Source organism: Streptomyces sp. GbtcB6, from assembly GCF_019091475.1.
In the GTDB taxonomy this organism is placed as follows: domain Bacteria; phylum Actinomycetota; class Actinomycetes; order Streptomycetales; family Streptomycetaceae; genus Streptomyces; species Streptomyces hyaluromycini.
Genome location: NZ_JAGXJL010000075.1, coordinates 1 through 16,023 on the forward strand (window position 1 = coordinate 1; position 16,023 = coordinate 16,023).

A 16,023-nucleotide genomic window follows, 5' to 3' on the forward strand; every position below is an offset into this window, starting at 1 on the left:
CTCGGCCTCGACCCCCGCTCCCTGCAGGCCGTCCGCGCGGAGCACACCGCCGTGCTCCCGGTCGGCTGAACCAGGCGTTCACGGCCTGCGATGAGGCCGCCCGGGTGCCGGGCGGCCTCATGCAGTACGCGGAAGGCGGGTCATGGACAGCGCACGGCGAACTCCGCTGCCGACTGCGCTCCATGCCCCGGCAGGGGTGGGACCCGCCGGCTAGGCCCGCTCATCGGCCGGGCTCGCCGACGCTGTGGGTGAGGTGTGGGCACGGCTGATCCACCAGCCGATGAAGACGGCCATGACGACCACGCCGGCCTTGATCAGGAATCCGAGCAGGCTGCTGAGGCCGTCGTGCCCCCAGGCCCAGACCCCGTATCCGACGACGAGGAGGAGGGCGAGACATGCGAGGGGAAGCAGCTTTCGCCCGACGGGTTTCGTGCGTCTGTCGAGCAGGGCCGCCGCCGACCAGCCGGCGATCAGCAGCAGCGCGCCCAGCAGCGGGAGGGCGAGCGGCATGCCCGGGACGACCAGGGAGACGCCGAGAAGCGTTCCGCCCACGGCGACCGCCAGGTGGACGGCGTTGCGACCGACGCTGCTCCCACTGGTCATGAACGTGACCATGGCCCAGACGGCCAGGGTGTACCCGCGCAGGGCGCTCAGCACCATGCCGACGGGCCGCTTCGCCCGGCCGGGCAGCCCGGGTGCGCCCATCACGCCGGCGGTGACGGCAGCCGCCCTGGACATGGTGCGGGCGAAGTAGTCGGTGCCGATGTCGTCCTCGATGGTCTGACCACCGATGGCTGCCGCCCGCTCCCACTGCTCCCGCAGGTCCGGCGGAGACAACGGCGACTGCCTGCCGACCGCCGCGCCGTAACCTCGGAGCCAGCTCTCCCCGCCCTGTGTGGCGCCCGCGGCAGCCGTTTGTCCGGCGGGGCTGTCAGGTGCGGTGCCTTGCTGTTCGTCCCGTACAGCCGCGGCGAGGGCCTGCAGGTCCTCCCGCAGGATGCGCAGGTGCAGGGCGAGCGTGACGGCGGCCACGCAGCGTACGAACCGTGGGTCGGTCGCGGCGGCGTCCGAGACCTCTTCGCCGGTGGGCGCGGTCCGATCGGAGTCGGCGAGCGGGGTGGCCGAGCTGACGACGTGGTCCCTGACGAAGTCACGGCAACCCGGCTCCACGGCCTGCCACTGCTGCGCGAGCCACACCGTGTCGGCTTCGTCGTCGGCCGCCACCGCGCAGGCCCGGACCGCCGACACGAGCTGCTCGACGCGTTCCTCGACCATCCCCTCGTCCGGCACCGTGCCGAGCTGGCGCAGCCGCTCCGGCGACAGCAGCGTCCGTACGATCTGCGAGGCGCCGTCCATGCGTCCGTGGATCCAGTCGTTGACCCGCCAGGAAGACCGCCAGAAGGCGCCGAAGTGGTGCAGTTGCCTACCGGTGACGAGGCTGGGCGAGCCGGCGGAGAACTGGACCAGTTCGACATCCTGCTCGACGTCGTGGGCCACGCCGGAGAAGGCCTGTTGGACCACCTCGAGGCGCAGCATGCGCTCCAGTACGGCCTCCGGCCCGGCGGACGCGTCGGCGAGCAGGTATTCGTAGAGGGCCTTGAGGCGGTCGCGCTCCGAACCATCGGGGTCCAGCACGCTGTTGCCCTTTTGCACGACGGCGGAGATCGCGTCCGCGCAATGCGCCAGACACTCGGCGAGCCCCAGTGCCTGCTCGTACTGGCCTCGGCGGCGCTCGTCCGCGCCGCCGGCCGGTTCCCGGCCCCAGGCGGTGAGCGTGTCGCCGAGCCAGTCCCGCAGCTGCTCCATGTCGGCCGCCCGGCCCTGTGCGTCGGTCCTGCGGACCGGGATCGGACGGCCGGGGTCCGCGGACGCGGCCACCCAGAACTCCTCCAGGCCGCGCCGGTCGACCTGGAGGTCCTTGAAGACCCGGCTGGCCTCGGCACGGGCCAGGACAATCGCCCTTCGCTCGGGCGAGCCGATCCAGGCCAGCCACAGGGCCCGGCGGAGCACGTCCACGGCCAGATCCCGCAGCCGCTGAACGGTGGTCTGCCCCCAGTCCCAGCACTCCGCCGTACGGGTCACGGCCTCGTCCGGCGGGTCCTGAGGGATGAAGAACGGCTCCGCCTCCGCGCGGCGCCGCACCAGCAGCCTCCTGATCTGGGCGACCAGGTCCGTCTCGCTCCAGCGGTTCGTGTCGGAGGCCTTCTGGCCCGCGGCCAGCAGCCGGCCGATCGTGCGCGCGGCACCGTCGGTGCGGGCCTCGATGTAGGCCGGCCATGCGGACACGGCCAGCTGTCCGGCGTCCTCGGCCAGGGCGGCGGCGAACCGGTCCCGGGCCCGCCGCCGGGCGTGTGTATCGGTGTTGCGGCGGCGGATCTCCGCCAGTTCGCGGGAGACGGAGTCGGTCGAGCGCAGCCGCGTGAGCGTACCGAGGACGACCTCGGCAGCGGTCGGCAGTGGCTCGCGAGTCGTGGGTTCCTCGGCGAACGGCCGCTGCGGGGGCTGCTGTTCTCCGGGGTCGGGGACGACATAGGCGAGCACACGGCGGACCTGCCACTGCGCGGGCTGCCGGTAGACGGCCTCCAGCGCGGGCCGGACGGGTTTGTTGAGCAGCAGGCCGCCGTCCACGACGTACTGCGACGTGCCGAAGTTGGCCGTCCCCGCGGCTGTTTCCCAGAGACCCTCGCCACCGGCGGCCTCGCCGGACACCTCGACCCAGTGCGGCTCGAAGGCGGCGGGAAAAGAGGAGGTGCAGCGGGCCGCCGCGGCCAGTCGGTCCACCGCGTCAGGGCCGTCCAGATCGCACACCGTGCTGTCGGCCGGGCCGTCGGCCCGCCAGCCGAAGCGGAACAGCGCGTCGTGGTCGGTCTCGGTGATGCGGACACCCAGGTCGTCGCTGAACGACGACTCACGGCCGCGCCACAGCGTGCCCGAGAGAATCAGCTCTACGACCGCCTCCCTGTCTTCTGCCGCGACGGCCGAGCCGCTCGCTCCTTGAACACCGACCTTCCGGAGGGCTTTCGTCACCTCGGCGAGGAAGTAGTCGTCCCCCTTGAGGACGGACGGCGGGTTCTTCTGCAGCGGGTCACGCAGCAGCTTGTCCACCGCGCCCTTGTCCCGCCACAGGTCCCGCATCGCCTCGATGTCCGAGCCGCGGGCGAGCCCGAGTGCCAGGAACGCCCCGTTGATACCGCCGGCCGACGTACCCGCCATCACATCCACCCGCGCCGTGGCCCGGAGCAGTTCGAGCAACGGCAGATAGGCCCGGCCCGGCCCGCGCCGGGCCGTGGCGAGCCGGTGCAGTTCCTGGGTGACCCCGCTGATCCAGACGGCCAGGCTCACCCCGCCGTTCATCACCACGGCCAGTCGGACGTCCTGACCGTCGATATCCAGCGAACCGCCGCTTCCACCGGGCACGGCATCCCCCAAGGGTCGGATGTCACACCATGCTCACGGCGATCACCGTTGCTGGCTATCCGTCAAGCGAGTGAGGAAACGCCACCGATGGGCCGACCGGGGACCGTCACCTGACGTCTGCGAAGTCCCCGACCACCGCGGCGAGGCGTACACCGCCGAAGCAGGCGGGTTCCGGATCAGTCGGTGTCGAGGCCGTCGATCAGGCGGTTGAGGAACCGGGCGAACGTGGCTTCGGGGGTGAGGGGGCGTCCGGGCGAGGAGAGGGCCTCGGCCAGCTCCGGGTGGTGGCCGTCCGTTGCGACAGCGGCGAGGTAGCGGGCTTCGGCTGCGGCCCGGTCGGGTGACCGTGCGGCTGCGGCCTGCGCGATCTCGTAGGTGACGTGCCCTGCTACGAACGCGGTGAGCTGGGCGAAGACCTCCAGGTTCGCCGCGCCGTCCAGCCCGGTGGGCCGCAGGGCGGCAAGTGCTCGTTCCAGGAAGGCCAGGGTGTTGGGGCCGAGTGTCCGGCGGGTGGACAGGGCTCCGGGCAGCCAGGGGTGCCGCAGCATGAGGGCACGCTGGAGATGGGCGATGGTTTTCAGGTCGGCGCGCCAGTCGCCGGTGGGTGCGTCCGTCGTCGGCAGTTCGCCGCTGACGTGGTCGACCATCAGTTCCAGCAGCGTCTCCTTGTCGGGGGCGTAGCTGTAGAGCGACATGACACCGGCTCCGACCTGTGCGGCGACCCGCCGCATGGTGACCGCGTCAAGCCCTTCGGCGTCCGCCAGGGCGACGGCTGCCACCGTGATCGCCTCGCGGCTGAAGGCGGGCCTGCGCCCCCTGCGGGGCCCTGTGGGACCCAGCCAGAGCTGTTGGGGGTCGACGCCCCCGGCGCCGGACACACCATCGCGGGTCACGATCTTCGTAGCCCCCTTCTCTTTGCTGCGGCCCTTGCGGAAGCCATCCAAGCATCCACTATTCTCGTACGTCGTACGAGAATAGTGGAGGGGAATGATGACGTCAGCCACGCACGACACCGCGTCGAACCCGGCCTGGACACCGCCTTCCGGGAAGCCGCCGTGGTCCTCGCGGATGATGAGGGCGATCTGGCGCAACCTCCCGGCCGAACGGCACGAAGTCGGCTGGGAGCCGGGGCTGGTGGTTCCGGCCGCTGACGGCAGCCCGTTGATCACGGATCACTGCTTTCCTCGCGCGGAGGGCGACTTCCCCACCCTTGTCGTGCGCTCGCCGTACGGCAGGGGCCTGCCGTGGTCGCCCATGTACGGCATGCTCTTCGCCGAACAGGGCTTCCACGTGGTCCTGCAGAGCTGCCGCGGCACCGGCGGCTCAGGCGGTCGGTTCGATCTGTGGCGCAACGAGGCCGCCGACGGCCAGGCCACGGTGTCCTGGCTGAGAGAGCAGCCCTGGTTCAACGGCCTACTGGGCACGGTCGGCCCCAGCTACCTGGGGTACGTGCAGTGGGCGCTCGCTCTGGACCCGCCACCGGAGCTGAAGGCGATGGTGGTGCAGGTGGGTCTGCACGATCCCTACGCCTTGTTCCACACAGACGGTGCACTGCGCCTGGAGAACGCCCTCCTCGTCGGCGTCGGCATGACGTACCAGCACCGGGGGGTGGCACCGTTTGTGAGAGCGACGCTGCGCCTGCAGCGCCGACTGCGCGGAATCATCACCGCGCGGCCGCTGCGCGGGGCGTACGTGTCAGCCCTCGGGCGCGAAGTGCCCTGGCTGGACGACGTGATGACGCACCCGGATGCCGACGATCCGTACTGGGCCGACGCGTCCACGGGAAAGGCGGCAGAGCGGCTGAGCGTGCCCACCAGCCTGATCACCGGGTGGCACGATGCGCTGGTCGACCAGACCTTCGAACAGTACGGTCGGCTGCGTCGGGCCGGATGCGAGACCGCCCTGCTCGTCGGCCCCTGGACACATACCTCCGCGCTTCAACAGGGCTGGCCCGAGGTGTTCGCCGAGAGCCTCGCCTGGCTGCGCGCGCACCTGTGTGCCGACCCTTCCGGCCTGCGCCCCACCGGAGTGCGCGTCCACGTCGGCGGCGAGAACGCCTGGCGGGACCTCGATGACTGGCCGCGGTCCCCGGCCGCCACATCATGGTTCCCCGCCCCGGACGGGTATCTCACCCAGCAGCCCTCCACGGACACCGCACCGCTGACGTCCTTCCGCTACGACCCGGCGGCCCCCACCCCGTCGCTCGGCGGCCCTCTGCTCTCCCCTGCTGCCGGACCTCGTGACAACAGCGCCCTGGAGGCCCGAGAGGACGTTCTGACGTTCACCGGTCCGCCGCTGACCGAGCCCGTGGACGTCCTCGGCCCGGTCTCCGCGCGGCTGAGCATCTCGACGGACACCGGATACGCCGACGTCTTCACCCGCCTGTGCGACGTGGACCCACAAGGGCGTTCCACCAACGTCTGTGACGGGCTGGCTCGGCTGAGGACGGTTGGGCAGGCGCCCTCGAAGGTCACCGTACCGATGAGCTTCACCGCCTACCGCTTCGCCGCCGGTCACCGTATTCGCTGGCAGATCAGCGGAGGCGCCCATCCGCGCTATGCCCGGAATCCCGGTACCGGGGAGTCGTCGGTCGACGCCAAAGAACTCACACCGGTACGAATCACCCTCCACACGGACTCGGCACTGATGCTTCCCCGGGGTGCCAAGGCTGCGCAACCCTCCGGTGTTCAGCGGCCCGACGCATAGACAGCGGCCGCAGCCCGCCGCCATGAGGCCGGCATCGGCAGCAACCCGCACCCGGACGACAACGACACCAGGGCCTCCCCGACTCCAAGCCGGCGGCCTACCCGAAATCGCCGCCCGACCGGCCGCGGAATGCGGGCTAGACGGTCACGTGGGCGTAGACCAGGGGCGCGGAGGCGTCGGTCTCGTCGACAGTGACAAGGCCCGTGCCGACCGTGTCGCCCGGTTCGGGGATGTCCGCATAGAGGCCGGCGATGCGGTGCCCCTTGGCCTCGATCTTCCAGGGCAGCCCGACGGAGTCGATGTCGTCCTGGTCCAGGACAGCGTCACCGGCCGCCAGGTCCCCGGTGGTTTTGCCCAGGGACGTGACGAACTCCTTGAGGCCCGCCGGGGTGGTACGGAAACGCAGATAGAGGTCCTGGCCGCTCTCCGCGCTGCCGTCACCCGGGACCACCAGGTAGGAGGCGTCCCGGGCGGCGGCCGGCACCGCGAGCCGGAAGGTCTTCTGGAGCGCGGCGCCGGGGACGCCGTGTTTCTCCGCCGCGGTCCCGGAGGAGGACACGGGCGTCTGCGGAGTGACGGACACCACCGGCCAGACCACCACCGCGACGGCCGCCAGCAGCAGCACACCGCACAGCACGAGCAACAGCGGGACGGCGGCCCCCCGCGGGGCGCGCTCCTGGCGCGCGGTGTCCGGCATCACGGCTTCTTCCTCATCTTGGACGATCCCCATACGTCGTAGTCCCGGGCCAGTCCCACGGTGTGCAGGTGGGCGATCTCAGGCTGGGCGATGTTGTAGTCGAGCAGGCCGGAGATCTTGACCTTCAGGTTGTCACGGTGCTCACTGGGCACGCCCCAGTCGTAGCGCTTCCTGATCTTCAATGTGTAGGTGAACCCGTACTTGGTCTGCAGCGAGCCGGCCGCGCGCCACTGGAAGTGGTTGAGGGCGTAGAACCAGTCCGAGGACTTGTACCTGCCGCTGGCGTCGGCGTGGGTCTTCTTCCAGCCCGAGTCGAACACCCCGCGCTTTCTGCCGTCGAGGTAGGCGCGTACGTCGTGGCGGAAACGGGGGATCTCCTTGACCATGCTGTCGGGGTGCAGCTTGAAGGAGGTTCCGACGTTGTCGAGCCAGTGGTCGAGAAGAGCGTAGGCGTTGTCCCAGCCCTTGTAGTACAGGCCCCGGGAGACGTTGGCCATCCGGTTGTAGATCACCTGGTCGTGCGAGGTCGGCCTCTCCTTCTTGTACTTGCGGTCCTCGGTGTCCTTGCAGCTCCCACAGCCGGCGTACTCGCCCTTGGGGTCGCTGAGGACGGTGGGGCGGTTGAGGGCGAAGTCGTAGGGGTCGGTGTAGTCGGTGCCCTCCGCGGACGGCAGCGGGTCCACGGCGGTGAAGCGGCCGGTGCCGCTGTCGTAGTCGCGGGCGCGCATGTCGTACAGGCCGGTGACGGTGTCGAGGTACTGGCCCTGGAAACGCAGCGGGTTGCCGGTCGCGTAGCTGCCGCTGGTGCCGACCTGCTCGCCGAAGGCGTCGAAGGTCGCGGTGCCGGTGACCGCCGCCGAGGTGGCGGTGTCCTCGATGGTGCCGTTCGGGTCGTCAAGCAGCCAGGTGAAGGTGCCGGTGGTGGCACCGGCGTCGGCGACCGCGGTGCCCAGGGAGTTGGCCGGGTCGGACCACCACTGGTGGACGGCGCTGCCGCTGCTGTCGTTCTCGGCGACACGGGTGGCGAGCTGGTCCACGGTGTCCCAGGTCCAGGTCGCGTCGGTGGTACCGGCGACGGTGCGGCTGACGCGGTCTCCGGCGTCGTCGTAACCGTAGGAGACGGTGCGGCCGTCGGCGAGCGTCACCGACTGGAGGTTGCCGTCCAGTCCGTAGGTGTACGTCCGCTTGCTCGTCCCGGTGGTCTCGGAGGCGAGGCTGCCGTTCGCGTCGTAGGTGTAGGTGGTGTCGGTGCCGCCGGTGGACTCGGTGGTGAGGCGGTCGTCGGTGTCGTAGCTGTAGGTCGTCGCCACGCCGTTCTTGGTCATGGCGGTGCGGTTGCCGTCGTCGTCGTAGGTGTACGTGGTGGCCGGCGCGGACGAGGTGCAGGTGCTGCCGGACGTGGGTGAGCACTCCTTGGTGAGCTGTCCGGCGTTGTCGTAGCTGTAGAGCCTGGTGGTGGCCGTCGATCCGCGGGTGGTGGTGAGGGTGGCGGGGCTGCCGGCGTCGTTCCAGGTGATGTCGTACTTGGCGAGGGTGGACCCGCTCTGGGTGTGGGTCAGCGAGGTGAGTTCACCGGCCGCGTCGTAGGCGCGGGTGGTCGTCGGGCCGTTCTGGCGGCTGGTGGTGAGGGTGTTGCCGGCGGCGTCGTAGGAGTAGTCGACCTTCGCGGTGGTGCCGGAGGCGGCGGTGAGGGTGGTGCTGGAGAGCAGGTTGTCGTCGCCGTAGACGTAACTCTGGCTGCGGCCGTCGGGCAGGTCGCGCTCGGTGATCCGGCCCTGCGTGTCGCGTGCGTAGCTGAAGGCGGCGCCGGCACGGTTCACCGAGGTGACGCGGCCGGCCGCGTCGTACTGCGTGGCCGTCGAGGTGACCGTGGAGTCGGCGGACGTCTGGACGGTGACCACGGGCCGGTCCGCGCCGTCGTAGACGTAGGCCAGGTCGTCGCTGCTGTCGCTGTGGGTGACGGAGGTGGTGCGGCCCAGGCTGTCGTAGCCGTAGTCGACGGTTCCGCCGGGCAGCGCCTTCTCGGTGAGCCGGCCGCTGATGTCGTAGGTGTAGGAGGTGGCCCGGCCCGCCGGGGTGGTGGCGGTCTTGAGCCGGCCGGCGGTGTCGTAGGCGTAGGTCTGCGTACGGCCCTTGGGGTTCTTGGTGGTGAGGAGGGCGCCGGACTTGTCGTAGGTGTACGTGGTCACCGCGCCGTCCGGGTCGGTGACCTTGGCGACCTTGCCGGCCGGGGTGTACGCGTAGGCGGTGCTGTCACCGGCCGGGTCGGTGCTCGTGGTGAGGCGGCCGAGGGCGTCGTAGTCCGAGGTCGTCGACCGGCCGAGCGGGTCGGTCACCTTCGTCCGGTTGCCGTCGGCGTCGTAGGAGTACGTGGTGGTCCTGCCGCGCGGGTCGGCCATGGAGACGCGCCGGCCGTCCTCGTCGTAGGTGTACGTGGTGGTCGAACCGCCGCCCGTGACGGTGCGGATGAGCCGCCCCACGCCGTCGTAGGTGTTCGTCGTGGTCACCGTGGAGCTCTGCCGGGTGACCCGGCCCAGCGCGTCATAGGTGTAACCGGTCGCCGCACCGCCGGCGTCGGTCTGCTTCAGCACCCGGTCGAGGGCGTCGTACGCGGTGGTCGAGGTGTCACCGAGCGGGTCGGTGACGGCGACGCTGCGGTCCTGGCCGTCGTAGGCGGTGACGGTGTCGAGGTACTGGCTGGTGTCCTCGGGGTCCACCTGGCGCTGGCGGACCTGCAGTCCGGCCTCGTCGTAGGTGTACAGGACCGTGTTGACGCGCTTGGTCTCGGCGTCGGCGCCCGAGACGTTGCCGGCCGGTGTGGTCATGGACAGGACGTCGTGGTCCGGGCCGAAGGTGCGGGTGGTGGTGGCGCCGCCGGGCTCGACGGTGGCGGTCTCGTTGCCCGCCGCGTCGTAGGCGTGCGAGGTCACCCGGCCCATCGGGTCGGTCTCGGTGAGCGTCCGGCCGCTGCTGTCGTAGGTGTACGAGGTGACCCCGCCGGACTCGTCGGTGCTGCTCAGCAGCCGCCCGGTGTCGTCGTAGACGCTGGCCGCGGTGTTGCCCAGCGGGTCCGTCCGGGTCAGCTCACGGTTGGCCGCGTCGTAGGTGAACGTGGTGGTGTGCTTCGCCGGGTCGGCGCCCGCGACGTTGCCGGCCGGGGAGGTCTCGGTCAGCTCGTTGTGCGCGCTGGCGTAGGTGTAGGTGGTGGTCCGGCCGCCCGGGCTGGTCTCCGAGACCTTGTCGCCGGCCTGGTTGTAGGTGTACGTGGTGGTGTGCCCGAGCTGGTCGGTGCTGCTCTTCGGCAGGCCGAGGTCGTTGTAGACCGTGGAGGTCTCGGTGCCGTCCGGGAAGCCGGTGCGGGCGAGGCGTCCGGAACCGTCGTAGGTGTACGACGTGGTCTTGCCGAGGGCGTCCGTGGTGGTCGCCGGCTGGCTGCCGCGGGTCCAGTCGTAGGTGGTGCTGTCGGTGGCCGTGTCGGCGTCGGCGAGATAGCCGGGGATGCGGATGCCGGTGGTGCGGGAGGTGAGGAGGTTCTTCACCACGGCCGTGCCGTCGGTGGGCCGCCCCTGGTCGTACCGGTTCACGGTGTGGGTGCGGGCGGCGATGACGGTGCCCGCGTCGAGGGCGGGCATGCCGCCGGAGGCCGGGACGTCCCCGGCGAGCGTGACGGGGTGCAGCGGACCGAGCGTCTCCAGCTGGTTGACGCCGTCCTTGTCGTAGACGGTGGTGTCCGACAGCAGGTCGGCCCGCTCGGCGGTGGTCAGCGCGGACAGGCCCAGCTCGTCCAGGCGGTCCTGGACGGCGTCGCCGCCGAGCGCGAGCCGCCGGTTGGCGGCGGTCAGGGTGCGCACCGGGTTGCCGTGGGCGTCGTAGTCGGTGCCGGCGATGTCGCCGCCGGGCTCGGCGGTGTCGGTCTCCCGGCCGGACGCGTCGAGGTAGTGGACGGTGGCCTTGCCGTAGTCGCCGGCGGCCAGATGTCCGGCGCCCGTGTGGTCGGACGGGGTCTGGTCGGGCGGGAAGACGGCCGTGGCGTCGGTGGGCACCACCGACTGGCCCCAGGAGGCGACGTCGGCGGCGCCGAGGGCATAGGGGGCGGCGCTGCCGCCGGTGGGCACGGCGTAGACCACGGAGGTGGTGGCCACGCCGCCGATGTCACTCTGGGAACCCGCGGTCACGGTGGGCCGGGAGGCGCTGAACAGCATGCCGGGTCCGGCGGTGGCGCTGTCCCCGGCGCTGCCGTAGGTGAGGGTCCAGGGGAGTTCGCCGGGCGGGGTGAGGGTGGTGACGCGGCCGGCGTCGTCGTAGGCGTAGGCCGTGGTGGAGGTGACCGAGGTGCTCTGCGCGACGGCCGCCTCACGCAGCCGGCCCTTGTCGTCGTAGCGGTAGGTGGCGAGCACCCGGGCGGCCGGGGTGCTGGAGGAGGGCGTGGGCGACCAGGCCGTGACCGAGTGCAGACGGCCGCTGTAGGTGCCGAGGGAGCCGGAGCCGGCCGTGGTCGTGGTGTCGTAGCCGAAGTCGACGGTCACGCAGCCGGCCGCCGGGGCGCTGCCGGGGTTCGTGGCGCAGGTGGTCGCCGGGGTGGTGGCGGTGGCGGACGGGGAGACGATGCGGACCAGGCGCTGGCGTGCCGAACCGCCGCTGCCGACGGTGTCGTAGACGTAGGTGGTGGCGTCGCCGGGTGCGGGGGTGCTGGCGTGCACGAGGTACACCGAGTCGTCGGCGGCGGACCGGGTGAACGTGGTCGTGCCGCCGTCGCTGTCGGTGAGGGTGAAGACGCCCTTGGTCTTGTCGAGCGTCAACGTCATGGACTCGGCGCCCGGTTCGGGGGTCCAGGTGCTGCCGTCCTTGGCGAGGGTGAAGCCGATGACCGTGCCGTCGCCGAGGACGGCCTGCGCGGCGGTGTCCGAGGGGGTGCGGACCATGGCGTAGTCGGCGGAGGTCAGTTCGGCGACGCCGGAGACCGTCCACTGCGGGCCGAACGGGGAGACCAGTCCGTCGGCCTCGCTGCCGTTGTCGGGGGTGCGGGAGGAGGCGGTACGGCTGAGGGTGACGTCGTAGGCGGAGACGTCGGTGGCGTCCACCTGGAAGTCGCCGGTCAGCAGGTTGACGTTGCCCGGTCCGACCTCGGCGGTGGCGGCGGCGCCCGCGTCGCGGTCCACGACGACGTCGACCGGGTCGGAGGCGGGAGGTGAGTCGTCCCCGTCGAAGATGGCGGTGATCTGGATCGGCCCGTCGGCGGCGAGGGTGTCGGTGACCTTCCAGACCAGGCGCGGCGAGGCGCCGCCGGTCATGGCGACCGGCCAGCCGACCGCGGACCCGTCGGACGCCTTGACGGTGTCGGAGGCCGGTACGGGGGTCCAGACGTCGGACTCGCCGACGCGGTAGGCGAAGGTGACGCCGGTGAGGTCGGAGGGTCCGGAGGCGGCGAGTTCGACGCTGCTGGCGGGGCGGTCACCGCTGCCGGGCGAGGTGATCTCGGCGGTGCCGACATGGAACGTCTGCACCATGGCCGGGGACAGGTTGCCGGCCAGGTCGACCGTCCAGGCGGTCACCGTGTGGCTGCCCTCGGCGGCCGGAGTGACCTGGACCTCGACCGGGCCGCCGTCCGTACCGACGGTGACCGGGTCGCCTGAGTCGACGCGGTAGCGCAGCGCCACCGCGTCACTCGCCGGCGGGGTGACGGTGAACAGGCCCGGGGTGCCTGCGGCACCGGCCCAGGCGCCCGCGGGGTAGTCGTCGGAGGAGACCTTGGGAGCGGCCGGGGCGGTCGAGTCGACGACGAATCGGAAGTGGGCGGTGGCGCCCCAGTTGCCGGCGCTGTCCTGGGCCCGGATGTGCAGGTACCAGGTGCCGTCGCCCTTGGTGACGCGGTACTCGGTGCCGGTGGTGTCGGCCGTGGTGTCCGGCACGGTGGTGGCGCCGGCGTCCACCACCAGGCTGTAGGCGGTCGCGCCGCCGGTCGGCGCGGACCAGGTGGCGTGGAAGTCGCCGGAGGGGTAGGCGGCGGACTGGTCGGGGTGGGTGTCGGAACTGACGGTGGGCACCGCGGGCAGGGTGGTGTCCACGGTGAACTTCATCTGGACCGCGCTCGCCGACCAGTTGCCCGCCTTGTCCTTGGCCCGGACGTGCACGTAGTAGGTGCCGTCGGCACTCACGGAGGTCGTGTAGGAGGTGCCGGTCTGGTAGTTGTCGGTGGTCGCCGGGAGCGTCCCGGAGGTGGTGTCCACCTTGATCGCGTAGCCGGCGGCGCCGGACAGGTCCGCGGGGGCGGTCCAGGAGAAGGAGGCCGTGCGCGAGTTGTAGGCGCTGGTGGTGAGCGGGTGGGTGCTGGAGGTGAGTCCGGTGGGCGCGCCGGGGGCGGTGGTGTCGACGTTGAAGGCGAAGTGCCGGGTCGCCGACCACAGTCCGGTGTTGCCCTTGGCCGCCGCGTGCACGTACCAGGTGCCGTCCGTCTTGCCGGTCGCGGTGACCGAGGTGCCGGTCTGGGTGACGGTGGTGCCGGCCGCGGTGGCCGGCGACTGGTCGGTCTTGACCGCGTACCCGGCGACCCCGCTCGGGGCGGAGGCGGCCAGGGTGCCTGCGAAGTCGCCGGTGGAGTACCAGGACGACGAGGAGGGATGGCTGGTGCTGGTGACGGTCGGGGTGGCGGGTCCGTTGCTGTCGACGGTCAGGGTGTTCCAGCCGGACCAGCTGCCGGAGTCCGTGCCGTCGTAGGCCTGGACGCGCCACTTGTACGTGCCGTCCGCGAGCGCGGAGGGCGTCCAGGAGGCGGTGGTGCCCGAGGAGACGTACGCGGAGTTGCCGACGGCCTTGCGGGTGGTGCCGGTGCTGTCCCAGACCTCGAAGGTCAGCCGGACGGTGTTGGCGTCCGCGTCGGTGGCCTTGGCCTGCAGGGTCGGGGTGGTGTCGGAGGTCGCGGTGCCGCCGGCGGGGGCGACCAGGGTGGGGGTGCCGGGCTTGGTGTTGTAGGTGACCGTGAGCTTCGGCGCGTAGGCGCTGTTGGAGTAGTTCGCGGAGCGGAAGCGGCGCCAGGTGGTCGAGTCGGTCTCGTCGGTGCCGTAGACCATCAGGCCGTAGTTGCTGGAGCCGTCGGCCCAGGCCTGCACGATGGCGTCGATGTCCCAGTTGGACCAGGCCGCCGGGCAGGACGAGGAGTAGCCGTGCGCGCCGGTGTTGACCACGGCGCCGGTCCCGGTGGAGGAGGGACGGGTCGCCCAGGTGACCGACGTCGACGACCAGGAGGAGGTGATCCGGCGGACGGTGGTGCCGGATCCGGAGGTCGAGCAGGTCGACGAGTAGTACGAGTACAGCGCGAGGTTGGTGTCGGTGATGTGCTTGCCGGCGAACTTCGACACGTCGAACTTCAGATACGAGCGGGCCTTGTCCGAGCCCCCGTCGTAGGTGCCCGACTTCAGTTCCGTGGAGGAGACCTGGGAGTCCGGGTAGTCCGGGGTCTGCAGCCAGGTGTCGGTGGTCACCGCCAGCGTCGAGGTCGGGTCCACGGTGACCGGGTAGGTGAGGTCGCCGCCGGCGAGGAAGCCGGGGTCCGGGGTGAGGACGAGCGTCTGCGAACCGTCGTCGGCGGTCTCGACCTCCGTGTCGACCTGCGCCCGGTGCTCCGGCTCCCCCGAGGCCTTGTCCTCGCTGGAGTCCCACATCATCGGCGCCGGGGCCTCGGCCACCAGCTTGCCGTCGGCGTCCTTGAGCAGCAGATGCCCGGAGTCGGCCTGGGAGAGCGTCAGCCCGTCGGTGTGCAGGGGTATTCGGTAGACGACGGGCTGGGTGGGCGCCTTGTCGAGGACGACCGACTGCTCGAAGCCCTGGGCGAGGGCCTTGACGGTGAGGGTGGCGTCGTCGCCCACGTCGTAGGAGGCGGTGTCCCCGTCCACCGTGGGGCTCGGCAGCTTCTCGGGCCAGTCCAGGCCGAAGACCTTGCTGCCCCGGGTGACCGAGACCAGGGCCTTGTCACCGCCGTCCGAGACCGTGACGTCCGCCGGGGAGACCTGCGGTTCCAGATGGGGGCCGACGTCGGTGAGGTCGGTGTCGACCGTGCGCCAGGTACCGTCCGTCTGCTTGACCCGGACCGGACCGGCGTACGACTCGGCGGTGGTGGTGCCGTCCGGGTTGGCGTACACCGAGGCGTCCGCCGTCCGCTCCGACAGGATCTCCACGCGCCGTCCGAGCAGCTGGGCGGTCAGCCGCGCGGACTTCTCGTCGGGGGCCTGAGCGGGGCCCGTGCCCTTGGCGCTCGCCGCCGCGGGCGCCTCGTCGGCAACGGCGGCGGCCGGCCTCGCGAAACCCACGACCAGCACCGACTGCGCCGCCAGGCACAGCGCGACCAGCCCGGACATCCCCACCGCAGGCACCCGAACGCGCCTGCCGAACACCCCGTACATGCCAAGCTCCTGACGACCCGTTCAAGATCAGCCAACCGGAGGCGCATGTTGTCAGCCATTGGCGATTTCGTGAAGACCAGCCCATGCCAAGTCCGGTCGACGCCCATGATCAAACCGAGGCATTGAGCGACAGAAGGGACACCCATGCGGCGAAATCGTGATGATCACGTGGCCGAAAACGAAGAGCCTCCCGAGCCGCCGTCACTCCGGAATACGCGGTCGGTGCGCCGAGGGCGGCTTGAGCTGGGGTGATGAGCGCGGCCTCCGCCCTCGTCACAGTCGACGTGGGCGTCATGGTCACCAGGCGCCGGTGCCGGCCGAAGGCGTACAGCGGTCCGCGGAAAGCTGATTGGCGATCAGCACGCAATGGGAATGAACCGGATACGGGCGTACGGCCGCTCCACCCCGCGGCCGATCCGGTCCCCGATCCGACTTCCCTGTTCCGCGCCGGTACGGAGAGACGCCATGAGCACGACCCATGAAATGCGGCTGGTCAACACGTTGGCATCGGGCGCCGAGGAATGGCTCTGCCCGAGTTGCCGCCGACGGATACTGATGCAGTGGCCGCCCCGGTACGAGCTGGTGGTGCTGGAGCGCGGCGACGAGACCGTCACCCATACGGGAGGGAAGGGCGGCCTGTCGATCGTACGAACCGAAGTGTCCACCGAGCCGACCGTCCCGCAGCCGTTGGCCATGTCCTCCGAGCCGATACCGGAGGACAGCCGCTGGCTGCGGGAGATCGGCATTGTCTGGGACGACGAGGCGGGCCCGGACTCGGGCTCCGCCGCGTGAGGCGGGCTCCGGTGC

Annotated in this window: 6 protein-coding genes; 2 read left to right on the plus strand and 4 right to left on the minus strand. The window is 71.2% G+C overall.

What is annotated here, in order from left to right; all coding sequences use genetic code 11:
- Nucleotides 1–210 precede the first annotated feature (210 nt).
- Together KVT45_RS50015 and KVT45_RS50020 are read right to left on the minus strand one after the other, a co-directional pair.
- Complete coding sequence (locus KVT45_RS50015; RefSeq protein WP_217560892.1) at nt 211–3,417, minus strand: patatin-like protein; 3,207 nt, start codon at nt 3,415–3,417, stop codon at nt 211–213.
- 176 nt (nt 3,418–3,593) lie between these two features.
- A complete protein-coding gene (locus KVT45_RS50020; RefSeq protein ID WP_217560893.1) occupies nt 3,594–4,310 on the minus strand; it encodes a TetR/AcrR family transcriptional regulator in 717 nt (238 codons plus the stop codon).
- A 178-nt stretch (nt 4,311–4,488) separates the two neighbouring features.
- On the opposite strand from KVT45_RS50020, the gene KVT45_RS50025 reads away from it, so the two are divergent.
- The gene (locus KVT45_RS50025) at nt 4,489–6,123 is read left to right on the plus strand and encodes a CocE/NonD family hydrolase (RefSeq protein ID WP_254648523.1); all 1,635 of its coding nucleotides are present in this window, start codon (nt 4,489–4,491) and stop codon (nt 6,121–6,123) included.
- A gap of 136 nt (nt 6,124–6,259) precedes the next feature.
- On the opposite strand, the gene KVT45_RS50030 is transcribed toward KVT45_RS50025, so the two are convergent.
- Nucleotides 6,260–6,820 carry a hypothetical protein gene (locus KVT45_RS50030; protein ID WP_217560897.1) on the minus strand — a complete coding sequence of 187 codons (561 nt, stop codon included), beginning with the start codon at nt 6,818–6,820 and terminating at the stop codon, nt 6,260–6,262.
- Nucleotides 6,820–15,216 (minus strand): DNRLRE domain-containing protein, encoded by an 8,397-nt coding sequence (locus KVT45_RS57920; RefSeq protein WP_217560899.1) that lies wholly within the window; start codon nt 15,214–15,216, stop codon nt 6,820–6,822. Before KVT45_RS57920 ends, KVT45_RS50030 begins: the two co-directional genes overlap by 1 nt.
- A 465-nt stretch (nt 15,217–15,681) precedes the next feature.
- On the opposite strand from KVT45_RS57920, the gene KVT45_RS50040 reads away from it, so the two are divergent.
- Nucleotides 15,682–16,008 (plus strand): hypothetical protein, encoded by a 327-nt coding sequence (locus KVT45_RS50040; protein ID WP_217560902.1) that lies wholly within the window; start codon nt 15,682–15,684, stop codon nt 16,006–16,008.
- The last annotated feature ends 15 nt before the right edge of the window (nt 16,009–16,023 follow it).

Excerpts from the sequence above, each read along its gene's own strand:
- KVT45_RS50025 (WP_254648523.1), top strand. The coding sequence starts at position 4,489 with ATGAGGGCGATCTGGCGCAACCTCCCGGCCGAACGGCACGAAGTCGGC.
- KVT45_RS50030 (WP_217560897.1), bottom strand. The coding sequence starts at position 6,820 with ATGCCGGACACCGCGCGCCAGGAGCGCGCCCCGCGGGGGGCCGCCGTC.
- KVT45_RS50040 (WP_217560902.1), top strand. The coding sequence starts at position 15,682 with ATGAGCACGACCCATGAAATGCGGCTGGTCAACACGTTGGCATCGGGC.
- KVT45_RS57920 (WP_217560899.1), bottom strand. The coding sequence starts at position 15,216 with ATGTACGGGGTGTTCGGCAGGCGCGTTCGGGTGCCTGCGGTGGGGATG.